Source organism: Patiriisocius sp., from assembly GCF_051252435.1.
In the GTDB taxonomy this organism is placed as follows: domain Bacteria; phylum Bacteroidota; class Bacteroidia; order Flavobacteriales; family Flavobacteriaceae; genus Patiriisocius.
In genome coordinates, this window is the sequence record NZ_JBPOFW010000002.1 from 178,920 (window position 1) to 196,172 (window position 17,253).

Annotated in this window: 14 protein-coding genes and 1 pseudogene; 9 read left to right on the top strand and 6 right to left on the bottom strand. The window is 35.5% G+C overall.

Features of this window, described 5'->3' with window-relative positions:
* Window positions 1-17: 17 nt before the first annotated feature.
* From ACSHW7_RS05915 to ACSHW7_RS05955, 9 genes and pseudogenes are all read left to right on the top strand, one after another.
* Window positions 18-1,325, top strand: a complete 1,308-nt coding sequence (locus tag ACSHW7_RS05915) for an NAD(P)/FAD-dependent oxidoreductase (protein WP_435678410.1) — start codon at window positions 18-20, stop codon at window positions 1,323-1,325.
* A 27-nt stretch (window positions 1,326-1,352) separates the two neighbouring features.
* A pseudogene (locus tag ACSHW7_RS05920) lies at window positions 1,353-1,543 on the top strand (YgaP family membrane protein).
* 82 nt (window positions 1,544-1,625) lie between these two features.
* Window positions 1,626-2,954, top strand: coding sequence for a rhodanese-like domain-containing protein (locus tag ACSHW7_RS05925; protein ID WP_435678411.1), 1,329 nt, complete (start codon window positions 1,626-1,628; stop codon window positions 2,952-2,954).
* A gap of 21 nt (window positions 2,955-2,975) precedes the next feature.
* A complete protein-coding gene (locus tag ACSHW7_RS05930) occupies window positions 2,976-3,668 on the top strand; it encodes a VIT1/CCC1 transporter family protein (RefSeq protein ID WP_435678412.1) in 693 nt (230 codons plus the stop codon).
* An 11-nt stretch (window positions 3,669-3,679) separates the two neighbouring features.
* Window positions 3,680-4,414, top strand: coding sequence for an acetolactate decarboxylase (locus tag ACSHW7_RS05935; protein ID WP_435678413.1), 735 nt, complete (start codon window positions 3,680-3,682; stop codon window positions 4,412-4,414).
* A gap of 100 nt (window positions 4,415-4,514) precedes the next feature.
* Window positions 4,515-5,909 (top strand): cytochrome ubiquinol oxidase subunit I, encoded by a 1,395-nt coding sequence (locus tag ACSHW7_RS05940; protein WP_435678414.1) that lies wholly within the window; start codon window positions 4,515-4,517, stop codon window positions 5,907-5,909.
* 2 nt (window positions 5,910-5,911) lie between these two features.
* Window positions 5,912-6,949, top strand: coding sequence for a cytochrome d ubiquinol oxidase subunit II (gene cydB / locus ACSHW7_RS05945; RefSeq protein ID WP_435678415.1), 1,038 nt, complete (start codon window positions 5,912-5,914; stop codon window positions 6,947-6,949).
* A 266-nt stretch (window positions 6,950-7,215) separates the two neighbouring features.
* Complete coding sequence (locus tag ACSHW7_RS05950; RefSeq protein ID WP_435678416.1) at window positions 7,216-7,773, top strand: YeeE/YedE family protein; 558 nt, start codon at window positions 7,216-7,218, stop codon at window positions 7,771-7,773.
* Between the two features lie 3 nt (window positions 7,774-7,776).
* Window positions 7,777-8,190 (top strand): DUF6691 family protein, encoded by a 414-nt coding sequence (locus ACSHW7_RS05955; protein WP_435678417.1) that lies wholly within the window; start codon window positions 7,777-7,779, stop codon window positions 8,188-8,190.
* Between the two features lie 119 nt (window positions 8,191-8,309).
* Here ACSHW7_RS05955 and ACSHW7_RS05960 read toward each other — a convergent pair whose 3' ends face one another.
* The 6 genes from ACSHW7_RS05960 to ACSHW7_RS05985 form a co-directional block, all read right to left on the bottom strand.
* Entirely contained in the window at window positions 8,310-9,476 is a 1,167-nt protein-coding gene (locus ACSHW7_RS05960) for an efflux RND transporter periplasmic adaptor subunit (protein ID WP_435678418.1), read from the bottom strand.
* Between the two features lie 10 nt (window positions 9,477-9,486).
* A complete protein-coding gene (locus ACSHW7_RS05965) occupies window positions 9,487-13,821 on the bottom strand; it encodes a CusA/CzcA family heavy metal efflux RND transporter (RefSeq protein ID WP_435678419.1) in 4,335 nt (1,444 codons plus the stop codon).
* Window positions 13,822-13,892: 71 nt separating this feature from the next.
* Window positions 13,893-14,255, bottom strand: a complete 363-nt coding sequence (locus ACSHW7_RS05970) for a hypothetical protein (RefSeq protein WP_435678420.1) — start codon at window positions 14,253-14,255, stop codon at window positions 13,893-13,895.
* 139 nt (window positions 14,256-14,394) lie between these two features.
* The gene (locus ACSHW7_RS05975) at window positions 14,395-14,970 is read right to left on the bottom strand and encodes a hypothetical protein (RefSeq protein WP_435678421.1); all 576 of its coding nucleotides are present in this window, start codon (window positions 14,968-14,970) and stop codon (window positions 14,395-14,397) included.
* Complete coding sequence (locus ACSHW7_RS05980) at window positions 14,967-16,139, bottom strand: THUMP-like domain-containing protein (RefSeq protein WP_435678422.1); 1,173 nt, start codon at window positions 16,137-16,139, stop codon at window positions 14,967-14,969. The genes ACSHW7_RS05975 and ACSHW7_RS05980 overlap by 4 nt, the downstream gene beginning before the upstream one ends.
* A 3-nt stretch (window positions 16,140-16,142) precedes the next feature.
* Window positions 16,143-17,231 (bottom strand): AI-2E family transporter, encoded by a 1,089-nt coding sequence (locus ACSHW7_RS05985; RefSeq protein WP_435678423.1) that lies wholly within the window; start codon window positions 17,229-17,231, stop codon window positions 16,143-16,145.
* Window positions 17,232-17,253 lie beyond the last annotated feature (22 nt).

Here is a 17,253-nt window from a genome sequence, read left to right on the forward strand (position 1 = left end):
TTTAAAACACACATTATATGGCAACGCATTATCAAGTGCTCATCATAGGCGGTGGAACCGCTGGAATTATGACCGCAGCACAACTCTTAAATCAAAAAAAATCAAATAGCATAGCGATTATAGAACCAGCAAGCACCCATTATTACCAACCTGCTTGGACACTCGTAGGCGCAGGAACATATGACTATGGCAAAACAGGAAGACCTATGGCAGATGTAATGCCAAAGGGTGTTAAGTGGATAATGGACAAGGCCACAGCTTTTGATGCTGAAAATAATACCGTAAAAACGGCGGTGAGCGGCGATATTACCTATGACTATTTGGTCGTTGCGCCAGGACTTGCATATGATTTTAGTTTGGTTCCTGGCCTCGGAGAGGCGATGGATAAAGGTGTAGTTTGCAGTAATTATACAGACCCAATACATACTTGGAATGTAGTCAAGAACTTTAAAGGTGGTACTGCCTTATTTACACAACCAGCAACACCTATAAAATGTGGCGGCGCACCGCAAAAAATTATGTATCTCGCAGAAAGCCATTGGGCAAAGAGTAAAACGCGTTCAAATGCTAAAATTGTTTTTGCAACTGCAGGAACGGTAATCTTTGGTGTGAAGGAAATAGCAAAAACCTTAATGGAAGTGGTTGAGCGCAAGGATATAAATTTACGCTTCAATCATAAATTGGTGGAAGTAGATGCCGAGAATCAAATAGCTTGGTACGAACTTACAAAAGATGTAAGCGCTGGTGGATGCGTTGTGATGTCTGAAAAACAAGAAAACGAAACAATTGATACTTCATTTCAATATAACTACAAGGACGTAAAAGTTACAGTAAAAAATGGTCGTTATGGTATTCATTATGATATGCTCCATACCGCACCACCATCTGTAGCGCCAAAGTTTGTACAGCAGTCAAGTCTTGTTAATGACGCTGGCTGGTTAGATGTAGATAAGCACACGATGCAACATAACAAATATTCAAATGTATTTGGACTTGGCGATGTGGCAGGTGTACCGACTGCAAAAACGGGTGCGGCAATACGTAAGCAAGTTCCTGTTGTTGTGGATAATCTCGATTTACTTATCAAACATGATACTTTAGGCAATAAATCCTATAATGGTTATTCCTCTTGTCCATTAGTTACAGATTATGGTAAAATGGTTTTGGCTGAATTTGATTATGATCAAAACTTCATCCCAGACCCAAAATTGAAACAGTTATTCATTTCAGATAGCTCAAAAGAGCATTGGCGATTATGGATGCTCAAAAAATTTATGTTGCCATATTTGTACTGGAATAAAATGCTAAAGGGTATAGATGTATAATTTTAAATTATAAAGATGAAAAAAAACATGGGAGGTTTTGACCGCATAATCCGAATCATCATTGCATTAGTAATTGGTATATTGTTTTGGCAAGACATATTACAGGTACAGTAGCTTTTGTCTTATTGATATTTGCATCGGTTTTTCTACTTACTAGCTTTATGAGTTATTGCCCTTTGTATAATTTAGTGGGCATTAGTACTTGTTCCAAAAAGTAATTATTAAAATAATGGTGTTTATGTATCAAAGGTTACAATCTAGAATTGCAACCTTTTTTATTTTTATATAAATTTAGAAATTATGAATATCAAACAATTTGAATACAAACCGCTCGCACATTATTCCTATGCCATTGTAAGTGATGGGAAGATGGCGGTCATAGATCCAGAAAGAAATCCACAACAATATTATGATTTTGCAAAAGCAAATAATGCCGAAATTGTTGCTGTAATTGAAACACATCCACATGCAGATTTTGTAAGCTCTCATTTTGAAATCCATAAAAAAACAGGAGCGACTATTTATAATAGTGAAAAATTGGGAGCAGATTATCCGCATAGGTCATTTGACGAAGGAAATAGTATAGAATTAGGAGACATCCTGCTCAGTGCTAGAAATACTCCAGGTCATTCGCCAGATAGCATTACAATTATAGCTACTCAAGAAAATAAAACAGTCCTTTTCACAGGTGACACACTGTTTATAGGCGATGTTGGTCGTCCAGACCTTCGCGAAAAGGCAGGAAACATGAAAGCCAAACGTGAAGAACTTGCCGAAATGATGTATGAAACCATAACGTCAAAATTTACAGACTTACCAGATGATGCCCTTATATATCCTGCACATGGAGCCGGTTCGCTGTGCGGAAAAAATTTGAGCGATGCGGCCAGCAGTACGTTGGGCAATGAGCGAATGGGCAACTGGGCTTTCAAAAAACAAACTAAGCAAGAGTTTATGGATACCATTCTTGATGGACAACCATTTATTCCTCATTACTTTGGGTTTGATGTGGATACCAACAAGGCTGGCGCAGACGATTTAAAACCTTCAATTGATAAAATTCCTTTTTCTGAAAATACAACTGCAGAAGGTTTGATTGTCGATATGCGGGACGAAGCAACATTTAAAAACGGCCATTTAAAAGGAAGCTTTAATATTCAGGCGGTTTCTGAAAATTCAAAATTTGAAACTTGGCTTGGCTCCATTATAAAACCGGAAGATAAATTTACTTTGGTTATTGATGACAAAGAAAACAAGGACAGTTTATTGCACCGAGTTGCAAAAATAGGATATGAAAAATTACTGAAAGAAGTCATTACGACTTCCGAAGAAAATCTTGCAACAACCAAAAAACTCAATATAGCAGATTTCAAAAAAAACCCAGACTCTTACACGATTGTTGATATTCGAAATAATAGCGAAATAGAGGAGGGAAAATTCTTTGAAAAAGCACTTTCACATCCTCTGAATGAACTTCGCGAAACGGCAAAAAATATTCCAACAGATAAACCAATCGTAGTGCATTGTGCCGGCGGTTATAGAAGTGCCGCTGGAAGTAGTATTCTTGAAAAAATATTAAAGGATGTAACGATTTACGATTTAAGTGATGCTGTAAAAGATTTTCAGTAGTTTAGGGCAAAAACATAAATAATGCAGGATAATGAAAAACACTATATAAATAGAAGCGGTTGGTTGCGAGCAGGCGTTTTAGGTGCCAATGATGGTATTTTATCTGTCGCGAGTATAGTTATAGGGGTGGCAGCAGCAAGTACCGCTCGTGAACCAGTTATATTAGCTGGAGTTGCAAGTTTGGTCGCCGGTGCATTATCTATGGCCGCTGGCGAGTACGTTTCTGTAAGTTCACAGACTGATATTGAAAAATCTGACTTGAAAAGAGAACAGCAGGAACTTATTGATACTCCCAAACAAGAACTCATCGAGCTTGCTAAAATTTATGAGTATAGAGGTCTAAACAAAGAAACAGCGCTAGAAGTTGCAAAACAGTTGACCGCACATAATGCCTTAGAAGCGCACGCTAGAGACGAGTTGGGAATTATGGATATCACAGAAGCGAAACCCCTTCAGGCTGCACTTTCGTCAGGAATTTCCTTTACGGTTGGGGGATTATTTCCAGTATTGGTAGCGTATATTGCGCCACTAGAAAGTATGGAATACGTGCAATATGTTTTTGCAATTATATTTCTTGCCATATTGGGGGCTATATCTGCCAGAACAGGAGGTTCAAATATATACAAGCCAATTATGCGCATTACTTTTTGGGGTACTCTGGCGATGGGCATGACTGCTTTCATCGGCTATTTATTTGGTGTAAACTTAGCCTAACAACAATTAAAATGATAAAAAATGCACTTGTAACTAGTATTACATTTATAGCAATTTTAATTTTTTCTGCTTGTAATCATTCAGAAAAGAAAAAAGAACTGGCACAAACATATCCAGAAATTAAAGTTGTAGGAGCAATGAAAGATGCAATGTGGAAAGGCGAAATATTTAGTAAAATAAACCTAGATACCATAAGCGATAAAAATGGCCTATTTGGTCTTGGACCACAAACGCAACTAACTGGCGAATTGCTTGTAATCGATGGTAAAAGTTATGTTTCAAAAGTTAAAACAGGTACTACCATGACCGTAAACGAAACTTTTAAAACAGGCGCACCTTTTTTTGTCTACGGAAATGTAAAAAAATGGAAACCTATAGAACTACCTGAAAATATTTCAGATTTAAAAACACTGGAAACTTTTATCGATGAGAAGTCTAAATCGATGAAACGTCCTTTTGCATTTAAAGTTTCGGGAAAAGTAAAAGATGCCACAATCCATGTTCAAAATCTACCGCCAAATTCTACGGTAACTTCACCACAGGAAGCACACGTTGGGCAAATAGATTATAAGTTACAAGATGAAATGGTGGATATCGTAGGTTTTTTTTCAACAGAGCATAAAACGATATTTACCCACCACGATACTTTTATGCACCTACACCTCATAACTAAAGACAAACTAATGATGGGACATCTAGACAACGCTGTATTTAAAGATATTACATTGTATCTTCCTGTTAAGTAATTTGGGCACATTAGTAATACGATTTTAACAAGAAATGTGACATTGGTCACGTAAAAATTTTGTTATGTATTTAACTTTGTGTCTCTAAAATAAAGTAAAGATGGATACAGAAATTCTCGCTAGAATACAATTTGCTTTTACCATTTCATTTCATTATATCTACCCACCACTAAGTATAGGTCTGGGGCTTATTATGGTTATCATGGAAAGCCTTTGGATTAAAACCAAGGATGAAAAATACCATATTCTTGCTAAATTTTGGACAAAGATTTTTGCACTTACTTTTGGTATTGGTGTTGTAACCGGTATCGTAATGGAATTTGAGTTCGGCACAAATTGGGCGACATACTCGCGTTACGTGGGTGACATCTTTGGCAGCGCACTTGCTGCCGAAGGAATTTTTGCCTTTGCATTAGAGAGTGGTTTTTTAGGAATTTTACTGTTCGGTTGGAACCGCGTTAAACCTTGGGTGCATTTGGTTTCAACCATCGGTGTGTTTTTAGGTTCTATGTTTTCTGCCGTTTGGATTGTGGTTGCAAACAGTTGGCAACAAACACCTGCTGGTTACAACATTGTAGGAGAAGGATTGGAAGCTCGTGCCGAAATAACAGATTTTTGGGCAATGGTTTTCAATCCTTCAAGCATTGATAGATTAACACACACTTGGTTTGCGGCATTTCTTGCTGGTGCATTTTTAGTATTGAGTGTGCACGGTTATTATCTATTGAAAGGGCGTTACGTAGTCATTTCAAAAATGGCGTTTAAGATTGCATTAACTGTTGCAACTATTTTTTCATTGATGCAATTGGTTACTGGCCACAGCTCTGCAGACGGTGTTGCTGAAAATCAACCTGCAAAACTAGCTGCGATGGAAGGCCATTATGAAGCAAGTGCTCCAGCTGATTTGTATTTATTTGGTTGGGTAGATGATGAAACACAAGAAGTTTCAGGCGTAAAAATTCCGGGCGGTTTGTCTTTTATGATTGACCAAGATTTTGAATCACCCGTTACGGGATTAAATGCTTTTCCCAAAGAAGATAGACCAGGACAAGTAAATGCAGTTTTCCAATTCTACCATATTATGATTACTATTGGTATGTTTTTTATAGCCCTAACGCTATATGCTTGCTTTTTATGGTGGCGCAAAAAATTGTTCGATAAAAAATGGTTGTTAAGAATATTTATTTTTTCAGTTTTTCTTGCTCAGCTAGGAAATCAAGTAGGTTGGTTTGCTGCTGAAATGGGACGTCAACCCTGGGTTGTTTACGGTCATTTAAGAACTTCAGAAGCATTTTCTCAAGCTGTTACCGCAAATCAAATTGTATTTTCTCTCATCTTGTTTTTTGTAGTGTATGCATTGTTGCTTTTCCTTTTCTTGTATCTGTTGAATAAAAAAATTAAACATGGACCTTACGATGAAAATGATAATGATATGGAAGAAAGAACGTTCACAAAAGATATTTCAGAAGAAGTTGTCAAAACATTAAACGCATAACTATGGAAACATTTTTAGGAATAGATTATCCAACTCTTTGGTTTTTAGTAGTGGGCGGATTATTTTCTGGTTATGCCATCTTAGATGGTTTTGATTTTGGCGCAGGTGCTTGGCATTTGTTCTTTAAAAAAGAATTGAGCCGGAGAACAGCGCTCAATGCCGTTGGTCCTGTTTGGGATGGTAACGAAGTGTGGCTCGTCATTGGTGGGGGAGCATTATTTGCAGGTTTTCCAGTTATGTACGCTACGTTTTTTTCTGGAATGTATATTCCTTTTATGTTGTTTCTACTATTTATCATTTTTAGAGCAATCGCTATCGAATTCCGTAGCAAGGAAGAAATGCTTTGGTGGCGGAAGATGTGGGATATTGCATATAGTATAAGTAGCATTATGTTGGCTTTTCTTCTCGGTGTTGTTTTAGGAAATGTTTTACAGGGAATCCCTATAGGTCCAGACCTGGAATATGATGGTAGTCCGTTTTTAGGATTTTTGAATCCGTATGCAATCATTACTGGCTTTACAACTTTATTTTTGTTTATGTCTCACGGTGCCATCTATTTATTACTGAAAACGGAAGGAAAACTCTTTGACAAATTGGAAGGGTTGCTTAAAAAAGGCATTATTCTTTTCATCATATTTTTCATTATCACAACATTATATACATTGATTTATATTCCACATTTGAGTGATGATTTTAAGGCGAATCCTGTACTCTTTATCTTTCCGGTGTTAACGTTTTTGAGCATCGCTAATATTCCAAGATTGGCAAGTAAAAGACGATTTAAACTGGCTTTCTTTTTTTCGGCATTGACAATTGCTTTAATGATGGCTTTGGTAGCCATTGAACTTTATCCCACATTGCTATATTCAACCATAGACCCCGCTTATAGCATTACAGTTTATAATGCAGCTTCTTCAGACAAATCTTTAGGAATTAGCTTGACAATGGTAGCCATAGGCGCGCCTTTAGTTTTGGGATACACCTATTTTGTTTACAAAACTTTTTCTGGAAAGGTAAGGATGGATGAGCATAGTTATTAATAGGGCTATGTTATTTTCCTTCAAAACTTGAAATGCCTAAAAGATTAATAGAAACTTTATACCTATGATAGCAGGTGCTGGTATTTTCGTGAAAATCCCTACTAAAATCATTATGATAGCAGTGAGCGCAAGTAATATTGAAATCAATTTTAATTTTTTGTTGCGTGTCATAATTTTTTGATTTAGATAAAATAATAAGCGATACTGTAACAAGGGTTACAGTACTGTACTTGTCAAACAATCACCTTTGCATAAAAAAATATTTTATGGATTGGATATATGAACCATGGCCTTGGTATGTAGCGGGACCACTTATCGCGTTAATCATGTTTCTCTTGTTGATTGTTGGAAAACAATTTGGAATGTCATCAAACCTGCGTACTGCATGTGCGGTAGTGGGCGCAGGTAAGGCAGTAGATTTTTTTAAGTTTGATTGGAAAGCTGAAAGGTGGAACTTCATGGTTGTGTTTGGGTCTATTATTGGTGGATTCATTGCTTCAAATTATATGAGCCATAATAGTGTTGAAATTAATCCTAAAGTTGTTAAACAATTATCTCAAGACTATAACATTAATAGTGCGGGAGAAACGTATTTACCTTCTGAAATTTTTAGTATTGAAGCAATAACACAGCCAAATAACATTCTCATTTTATTAATCGGTGGAGTTTTAGTTGGATTTGGGGCACGATATGCTGGTGGATGCACATCTGGTCACGCTATTTCTGGTTTGAGCAATTTGCAATTACCATCTCTTATCGCGGTGATTGGGTTTTTCATTGGCGGTTTAATAATGATTAACTTCATTTACCCTTTAATTTTTTAATTTATGAGATATATAGCATATTTAGCAATAGGTGTTTTTTTTGGGATTGTCATGTACAAGTCTGAAGCCGCTTCATGGTTTCGTATTTATGAAATGTTTCGGTTTGCAAGTTTCCACATGTATGGTATCATCGGATCTGCACTTTTACTCGGAATAGGAGTGGTTCAAATCATTAAGAGAAAAAATATTAAACCTCTTGATGGGAGTGAAATGAGCTTGCACGATAAAGACAAGAGCGTTTCAAGGTATCTCCTTGGTGGAATTATTTTTGGATTGGGATGGGCACTTGCCGGAGCTTGTCCAGGACCAATGTACGTTTTGATAGGAGCGGGTTATCCTTCCATTTTGATTACTGTTTTTGGAGCTTTAATAGGGACGTTTTTATATGGAATTCTTAGAAATAAGTTGCCACATTAAATATTTCATTTGTAACAATGGCTATTGGTTTCATTGATTAATAGTTATTTCAAAACTCAAAAAAAATTTCCTCAAAGAGGAGATTTTTGTTTCTACATAGAATTTATTTACAAAGAAAATTAGTGTTCGTGTCCACTTGATTCTCCCACCATGTTGAAAGTTCCTCTTGTTAAAAATATAGCATTAGGTTTGAAAATTTCAGTATTTAATATTTCGATATAATTATTCATTTCAGTATTAGTTTTGACTTCTATTTGTTCAAAGTAGTAACCGGTTTCAGTTTTTTCATTGAGCAATAAAACGTAATTTTCGTTGTCAATGCTCGCTATGGCTGTTTCGGGTAACGTTTTCGCGGAAGCGGAATCGGTAATAATAGCAGCTTCTACAAACATTCCTGTAATAAAATTTGCTTGCTTTTCATCATCTATGTGACCGTGAACCTTTATTGTTCTATTATTTTCAATGGCAGTTCCTATTAAGTGAACTTCGGCGGTGTAGGTTTTTGAAGAGGCCTCTGGGATTTTAAAATTAATTTTTTGACCCTTTTTTAGATTCATAATATCCTTTTCAAAAACCGATAATTCTAGATGTAAGTGATGATTATCTATAATCTCTAAGATGGCAGTTGCGGGCGAAACATAGGTTCCTCTTGATACATTTACCTTGGTAATACTCCCATCAATGGGCGCATAGATTGTAACTACCGAACTGATGTTACCCGCTTCAACTCTTGAAGGCGAAATGTTAAGCATTTGTAGTTGTTTTTTTAATCCGCTATGGCGTGCTCTGGCAGATTTATAAGCACTCTCAGCTTGTAGAAAACTTTTTTGTGAAGTTATATTTTCTGAAACCATTATTTGTTGTCTGTCAAATTCCGATTTTAAATATGTGAGTTGCTCGTTTACTTCCATGTAGTCCTGCTGAAGTGTTACAAAATCTGGATTTTCAATAGTTAAAAGAGATTGCCCTTTTTTAACGCGGTCGCCTACAAGCAAAGGTGTTGTTTTAATATATCCACCCATAGTAGCATTTACCACGGCTCTATTTTCTGGTGGGACATCTATCATTCCGTTTGTTTTTATGGTAATGGGGAATGGTATTTCCTCAATACTACCTAGGGTCATTTCGCCTTGTTCAAATTGTGCTTTTGAAACAAAAATTCTGTCATCGTTTATTACTTCATTTTCGGTGTGCTCATGGTTTTCGTGATTTTCTGTTTTTTCTCCACAATTATAAAATGTTAAAATCACACTTAAAATTACTATGTTATATATAATGCGTTGCATAATGCTTAGTTTAAAGGGTTAAGTAATTGATTTCAATTACAATCGTATTGTATTCATTTATTTTGTTAAGGTACTCTAGTTTAACCTCGTAGGCACTCTCAATGCTCTGTATGTATTGATAAAAATCTATTTCTCCGTTTTTAAAACTTCCATTGGCTGTTTTTAAAATTTCATCTGATAATGAAGTCCCTTCCTCTTCGTAATAGGAAAGCGCTTTATTGACTTGATTTAATTGAACGTTTAATGCATTGTATTTCGCATTTAATTGGATTTCGTATTCTTTTGATTCTTCGGTTGCTATTTCTTGAGCAATACCAGCGGCTTTAATTTTTGAGGTTTGCCCTCCAAACAATAAAGGAATTTTCAATCCCACTTGATATCCATATAAATTTGCATTGAGCCCCTCGTTTGTACCTTGAAAATAATTGAGGCTTATATCTGGCAACAATTGTTGCTTTTCATAACTGCGCCGCGCTTGTAGTAGTGCTATCCTGTTTTGATAATAGCTTATTTCAGCACTATTTGAGACATTTAAATTGTCGAGTGTGACTTTTAAAATAGGTTCTTTTGCAATGCGAAGGCTATCATTCGGTTGGATTACCTTTTCAATCCCAGCATAAGCGAGCTTAAGGTTTTGTTGCGCTTCTTGATATTTAATGTGAACTTGTTTCTGTTTTGAAGCGGCTGTTATTTTTTCTAAATAATTGGTTGCACCTAACTCAAATCGTCTTGCTGCGATGCTTGCAAAATTTGAATATAAACTATCCAATTTTTTTAAAACACGTTGCTTTTCTTCTGAAATTTGATAAGCATAATACGCAGCTGTTACTTTTCGGGCGATTGCTTTTTTCTGAATTTCAAAAGAACTTGAACTCAATGCTAGGTTAGCTTGATTCATTCTCTTTTCAGAAAAATAGACCGTCGGAAATTTAAAATCTTGTTGAATTCCAAAAACCTTAAGCGGTTGGTTGTTTGTAGCTAAATTATTTTCATCAAACTCGTAATAAATTTGAGTTTTATCAAAACTAAAAGCACTATTTACAAGTGCATTTGACTGTTCCACCTCCAATCGATGCCCTTTAAGTCCTGCATTGTTTTCAATGGCCAAAGGAATCAAAGCATCAAGGTTTAAAGGGTTTTCTTGAGATGTTGCACTCATTGAAACTAAAAAGAGAAGTACGCTCAATCCCGCAATGTTCTTTTTTGTAGGATTTGTTTTTTCCTTTTTAGAACTATTAAAATATGAATATAAAACCGGAAGAACAATTAGGGTCAATAGGGTAGCGGTAATCAAACCACCAATAACAACGGTGGCAAGTGGACGCTGGACTTCTGCACCAGCATTTGTGGAAATTGCCATAGGTAAAAAGCCAAGAGCCGCCGCCGTTGCAGTGAGTAGTACAGCACGCAGTCTATCTCTTGTTCCTTGTTTAATTAGCTCGTTTATGTCATTAAATTGACCATCACTTTTAAGTTCTTTAAAATGTTCGATTAATACAATCCCGTTTAAAACGGCTATTCCAAACAATGCAATAAATCCCACACCGGCCGAAATACTAAAAGGCAAATCACGTATCCATAATAACAAAACTCCACCAACTGCGGCAAGGGGTATCGCTGAATATATTATTATAGCTTCTTTTACAGATTTGAACGCGAAATAAAGCAAAATAAAAATGAGAATCAAAGCGATGGGAACTGCAATAAGTAATCTCGATTTAGCGCTTTGGAGGTTTTCAAACTGCCCGCCATACGTAATGGTATATCCCACTGGTAACTTTATATTTTCATTGATAAGTTGTTGGACATCATCTACAACCGATTGTAAATCCCTGTTCCGTACATTGATACCCACGACAATCCTGCGTCGAGTATCATCTCTCGATATCTTTGCAGCACCTTTTTTATAGCTTATTTCAGCCAATTCGCTCAACGGAACTTTACCACCATTTGGTAAATCGATATAGAGGTTTTTTAGGTCATCAATATTTTGCCTTTTTTGCTTATCTAGCCTCACGACCAAGTCAAACCGTTTTTCTCCTTCAAAAACGCTTCCGGTATTTCTTCCTGAAAATCCCATTTCCACCATATCGTTTACGTCTTGAATATTCAAACCGTAGCGGGCAATTTTCGCTCTATTAAATTTTACATTCATTTCAGGTAATCCTGAAATTTTTTCTACGGAAATATCAGCTGCTCCATCAACGTTTTCAATCAATTCACCAATTTCATTTCCTTTTTTTGCTAAAACGTCCAAGTCATCACCAAAGATTTTTATAGCGATATCTGCCCGAACTCCAGTAATTAATTCATTGAAACGCATTTCAATAGGTTGTGTGAATTCCACTTCCATTCCTGGAATTATGGAAAGCGCCTCTTTAAATTTATCGGCAAGCTCATCTTTTGAACTTGCTGACGTCCATTCACTTTTAGGTTTTAATACAATGATTACATCACTTTCTTCCATTGACATAGGATCAGTAGGTACTTCAGCAGCACCAATACGTGTGACTACCTGTTTAACTTCGGGGAAATTTTTCAATAATATTTTTTCTATTTCCGTAGTAATTACTACTGTATTGCTCAACGATGTTCCCGTTTTGAGAACGGGTTGAATAACGAAATCTCCTTCGTCCAGCGTGGGTACAAATTCTCCACCCATATTTGCATATAAATAGACTGAAATCGCCAATAATACTCCAGCGATAATCAATACAAGGCGTTTGCTGAGTAATGCCCAGTGAATTATTGGTGCGTATATTCTATTAACAAATTTCATAATTCGCACCGAAATATTCTTATCTGAAGGTTTTGTTGGTTTCAAGAATAAAGAAGCCGCAACGGGCACATACGTAAAACACAAAATCATCGCTCCAATTAGCGCAAAGCTGAATGTCAAAGCCATGGGTTTAAACATTTTTCCTTCCACACCCGACAGAGAAAGGATAGGGATAAAAACGATTAATATAATAAGTTGCCCAAAAATAGCAGAGTTCATCATTTTTGACGCTCCTGCGGAGGTAATTTGGTCTTTTATAGATTGTCTTTCTTTTTTTGCAACTGCATTAATTTGAGTTGCTTTTTGTGTAATCTGAAATGCAATAAACTCAACAATTATGACTGCTCCGTCAATAATAATCCCAAAATCAATAGCACCTAGACTCATCAAGTTTGCATCCACGCCAAAAATGTACATGAGTGACAATGCAAACAATAAACATAGAGGAATAACCGAAGCTACAACCAGTCCTGATCTAAAATTCCCTAAAAGCAGCACCACTACAAAAATAACAATCAAGCATCCAAGAATTAGATTTTCTGAAACTGTGAAGGTTGTTTTTGCTATCAAATCACTTCGGTCAAGGAAGGCGTTGATATAAACACCTTTGGGTAATGATTTTGAAATGAGTTCAACACGTTCTTTTACTGCTTCAATGACCTTTTTGGAGTTGGCATCTTTTAGCATCATTACTTGTCCTAATACTTTTTCACCTTCTCCATTTCCGGTAATAGCTCCAAAACGAATTGCATTTCCGAAGCCTACCGTAGCTATATCTTTAATATAAATAGGAAAATTATTGTCGTTTTTTATGACAATGTTGTTAATATCATCAAACGAAGAAATTAATCCCTCACCACGAATGAAAAATGCTTGGTTGACTTTTTCAATATAACCTCCGCCCGAAATGCTATTATTCATTTCTAAAGCGGTAAATATATCATTAGCCGTGATGTTCATCGCATTTAACTTTTCGGTATTTATTGCGACTTCATACTGCTTTAAAAATCCTCCCCATGTATTAACTTCGACCACGCCGGGAATTCCCGAGAGTTGTCTTTTTACCACCCAATCTTGGATGGTGCGCAAATCTTGAGCGGTGTATTTGTCTTTATACTCTGGAGTTACGTCAAGAATATATTGATAAATTTCTCCAAGTCCTGTAGTGATGGGTCCCATTTCTGGGGTACCAAACCCTTCTGGAATTTTGTCTGATGCCGACTTTATTTTCTCAGCAATAAGTTGGCGGGGTAAGAAAGTCCCCATGTCATCATCAAATACAATGGTGACCACGGAGAGACCAAATTTTGAAATAGAACGAATTTCTTTAACACCCGGTAAATTTGCCATTTCCAATTCTACGGGATAAGTAATAAATTGCTCTATATCTTGGGTGGAAAGGTTGTTGGAAGTTGTAATAACTTGAACCTGATTGTTGGTAACATCTGGCACCGCACCTATGGGGATTTGCGTTAAGGAATAGAGCCCAAATCCTATAATGGCGGCAGTGAATAAAAAAACAATGATTTTGTTTTTTAAACTAAAATTGATAATATGTGATAGCATTTTTCATAAAATAATAAACGTTAATAGTTCCCGTTTAGAAAAAAATGAGAACAAGAAATGATTAGAATATTTTATGAAAGTCTTGGTGGCTGCAGTAGCCCTTCTTCGTGAAGAGATGAAGAAGGTTCTTGATAAAAGAAATTATGTAATCTAAATTCTGAAAATTCAGGGATTTTCAATTCGTGTTTATTTGTAGTTAATACAAATGCTGGAATGGAGGAAACATGTGAACAATTACTATGACTAAAAGGAAGATGCTCGTGATCTTCATGCTCTTCTTGATGTTCTTTTTGATGATCAGCTTTTAGTTCTCCATAATGTTTAGATATAAAAACAATAATTGAATCCCCGTATTTTTCGTTGTGAATTGTTGCGTGTTCAAAAAAATTATCAATCTGAGCTATATCATTAAAACTTATCCCAAAGCTTTGCATTAGGATAATTAGAGAAAATGATATGGAAAAGAGTTTAATCAAGAATCCAAAGATAAATGTTTTTTGATATAATTAGGTTAGTCTATTTCGTAAATGAAAATTGATCTTATTTTCCCAAGAAACTTAGACAGATTAATAATTACTCAATACAACCCAAGTTCTCTATAAAAAATTCACGTGGATAAATTGGTTCAACAATTTCTCTATTGCTAATAACTTCCTTGAATTGAACATCAAAATTGGTATTCATCGTTGTGAGTCGCATTGATTTTAATGGAGATTTTGATAAGCGTTCAATGCTCATTTCATCAATATAGAAAGCGCCTTCGCTTGTCATATTATTTAATGATTCTTCACCCTTTGTTTGTCTTCCGCAGGTTTCTTCGCCTAGAAAAGGAGCAGGTACAAAATCACCATTTTCTAATTGAAATGTTATTCTACTTTTATCATTATAACAAATCATTGGTGGCATTTCAAGAGCATTTAATGAAGTGTGTAAAACAACAGATTTAATATTTCCTTGCTTCATTAACGAGAAATACATAAACACTGTTTGTCCTTTTCCCACCATAAATTCGGCAAGGGATTGTTGCGTGAGTTTGAAAATTTCCTCTTCAGTGTCAACATTTATCTTATAATTGCAATCTGTTGTTGGGGACTGTGCCGTAACAATGGAGAAGAAAGAGAAAAAGAGGACTTGTACTAAAATTTTCATGCGTTTATTTTTGTGCAAATTAACATTATTTTTTGACCTTCGGCAACCGTAGTAAAGAATAGATAGTGATTGCCACCATCTTTCAATTTCCACTTTTTCCTAAGCGTAGCAACACTTTCTGGAAAGTTGCGCGTGGTTATGTTTGCTTTATCAAAAGTGATACCATTACGCATGTCTTTTTTATTGTAGTTGACAATACGTTCAATTTTAAAGCTACGCCCAGGAAATTTTTGCAAGGTTTCACTTGTGTAAAGATGGGTGTGCTTTTCCAATTTTTCAACATTGAAAAATTCGGGTAATAAATCAAAAGCACCACTTTTCATGATAGCGGCATTGGGTTCGTAGAGGTATTTCTTCGGAAATGAGTAATCATTTTCCCTTTTGCTGTCCCATAAAAATGAGAAGACTTCATCACCTTTAGTCGAAATATTTATGGTTTGAATTTTAAGAGTTTCAGAATTATTTTTTTGAAGCAACCACAACAATTCCTTTACCTCGTTTTCAACCGAAACTATATGTATTTCCTTTACAAAATGAAGCTCAGATAGCCCTACCGAAATATCCAGCATTGGTGATGTTTTTATCAAAATCGTTTCAGTGTGGTTGAATAACACATTTAAATTTTCAGGAACGTTGGGCAAACAATCTTTTAAGAAAAAAACTTTTCCTTTAGTTTCATTTCGTCGAGAGGGGTCAATATAGATAAAATCAAAATTTCGGTTTTCAATGTTATCGAAGGCATCTCCAGTAATGCATTCAATATTTGTTATACGGAGCTTTTTAAAATTGTGTGCTACAATCTGAGAAAGAGGTTCATTTATTTCGAAATGGGTAACGGTTTTAAAAATTTCAGAAAAGAAAAAACAATCGATTCCGAAGCCGCCGGTAAAATCGGCTATTGAGGTCCCACTTATTAAAGAAGCTTTGTACTTCGCAGTTGATTGTGAAGAAGTTTGTTCAAGGTTAATTTTGGGAGGGTAGAGGATACCTTCGGTTGAATGCCAAATAGGGAGTTTTTTTTCGGCTTTCTTTCTACTTTCAATCTGAGTAATTAATTGTTGTGTTGAAATTTCAGAAAAAGGACTACCGCTAAAAGCTAATTTTGTTGTGTCACCTTCAAAATTGAAAATGAATTTTTGTACCTCTTTATTAAGTAAAGGGTTGTTCAATTTTTACAGATTTTGTGTAAGTCTTTTTACGATTTTATATTCTGAAAAGAACTCTTTTGAAACCACTTTAATCACTGTGTATGTGGGAACGGCGAGTATCATACCTACGACTCCAAATATAAATCCACCAATTAAAATGGATAAAAAGATTTCTAGCGGATGTGAACGTACGCTCTTTCCAAATATTACGGGCTGTGTAATTAAATTATCGAATAATTGCACAATGGCATACCCAATGCTCAAGTATACCAATTGAGGAAGCAGTTGTGATGAAAAATCTGCTCCTAGATTATTTGAAGTAATTACGAGAATCATTACAACGTACCCTATAATTGGACCTAAATAAGGTACGACATTTAAAAACGCACAAATCATTGCAATTGCTAAAACATTCTTTATGTCAAAAAACAATAATAGCACAGAATAAAAAACAGTCAAAACGAGCATTTGAAACGTGAGACCAAGAAAATAGCGTGATAATAACTCTTTGGTTTTGTTAAAAACTTTGACAAATCTTAGTTCGTTTTCTTCTCTTGCAAAAGCAGTAACCGTTTGAACAACCATAGTTTCATCTTTTAAAAGAAAAAACGAGATAAACATAACCGAGAAAAAACCTACGACTGCGCCACCCAAATTACCAAAAAAAATATCGATAAAACTTGGCACTAACTCTGTATCAAAATTTCGTACATATTCGGTTCTTTTTATGGCTTCGATGATGTCTATTTGTTCAACCCCCAGATAATCACTGGCTTGAATATTTAACTCATTTAAATCTGTTTTTACTCCTTCAAAATCAATTTCAGAAATATTTTGACTTTCCTCAACAATGATAGGTACGAATATCCACAAGAGCCCAGCAAATACAGCAATGACCTTTAATAGGGTTATGAATGCTGCGAGGGTTTTATTAAATTTTAATTTATTTTTTAAAAATAAAATGACAGGTCTTCCTATCAGTGAAATTACAGCGGCAATACCAATGTAAAGAAATATAGCTTTTATTTTGTAAAGAATCCAAAACAGTAAAACCACACCTGCTACGATAGCCAATGCTTTAATTATTCCGAGTGCTATTATTTTTGGTTTCACGATGTAAATATAGCAAATTGTA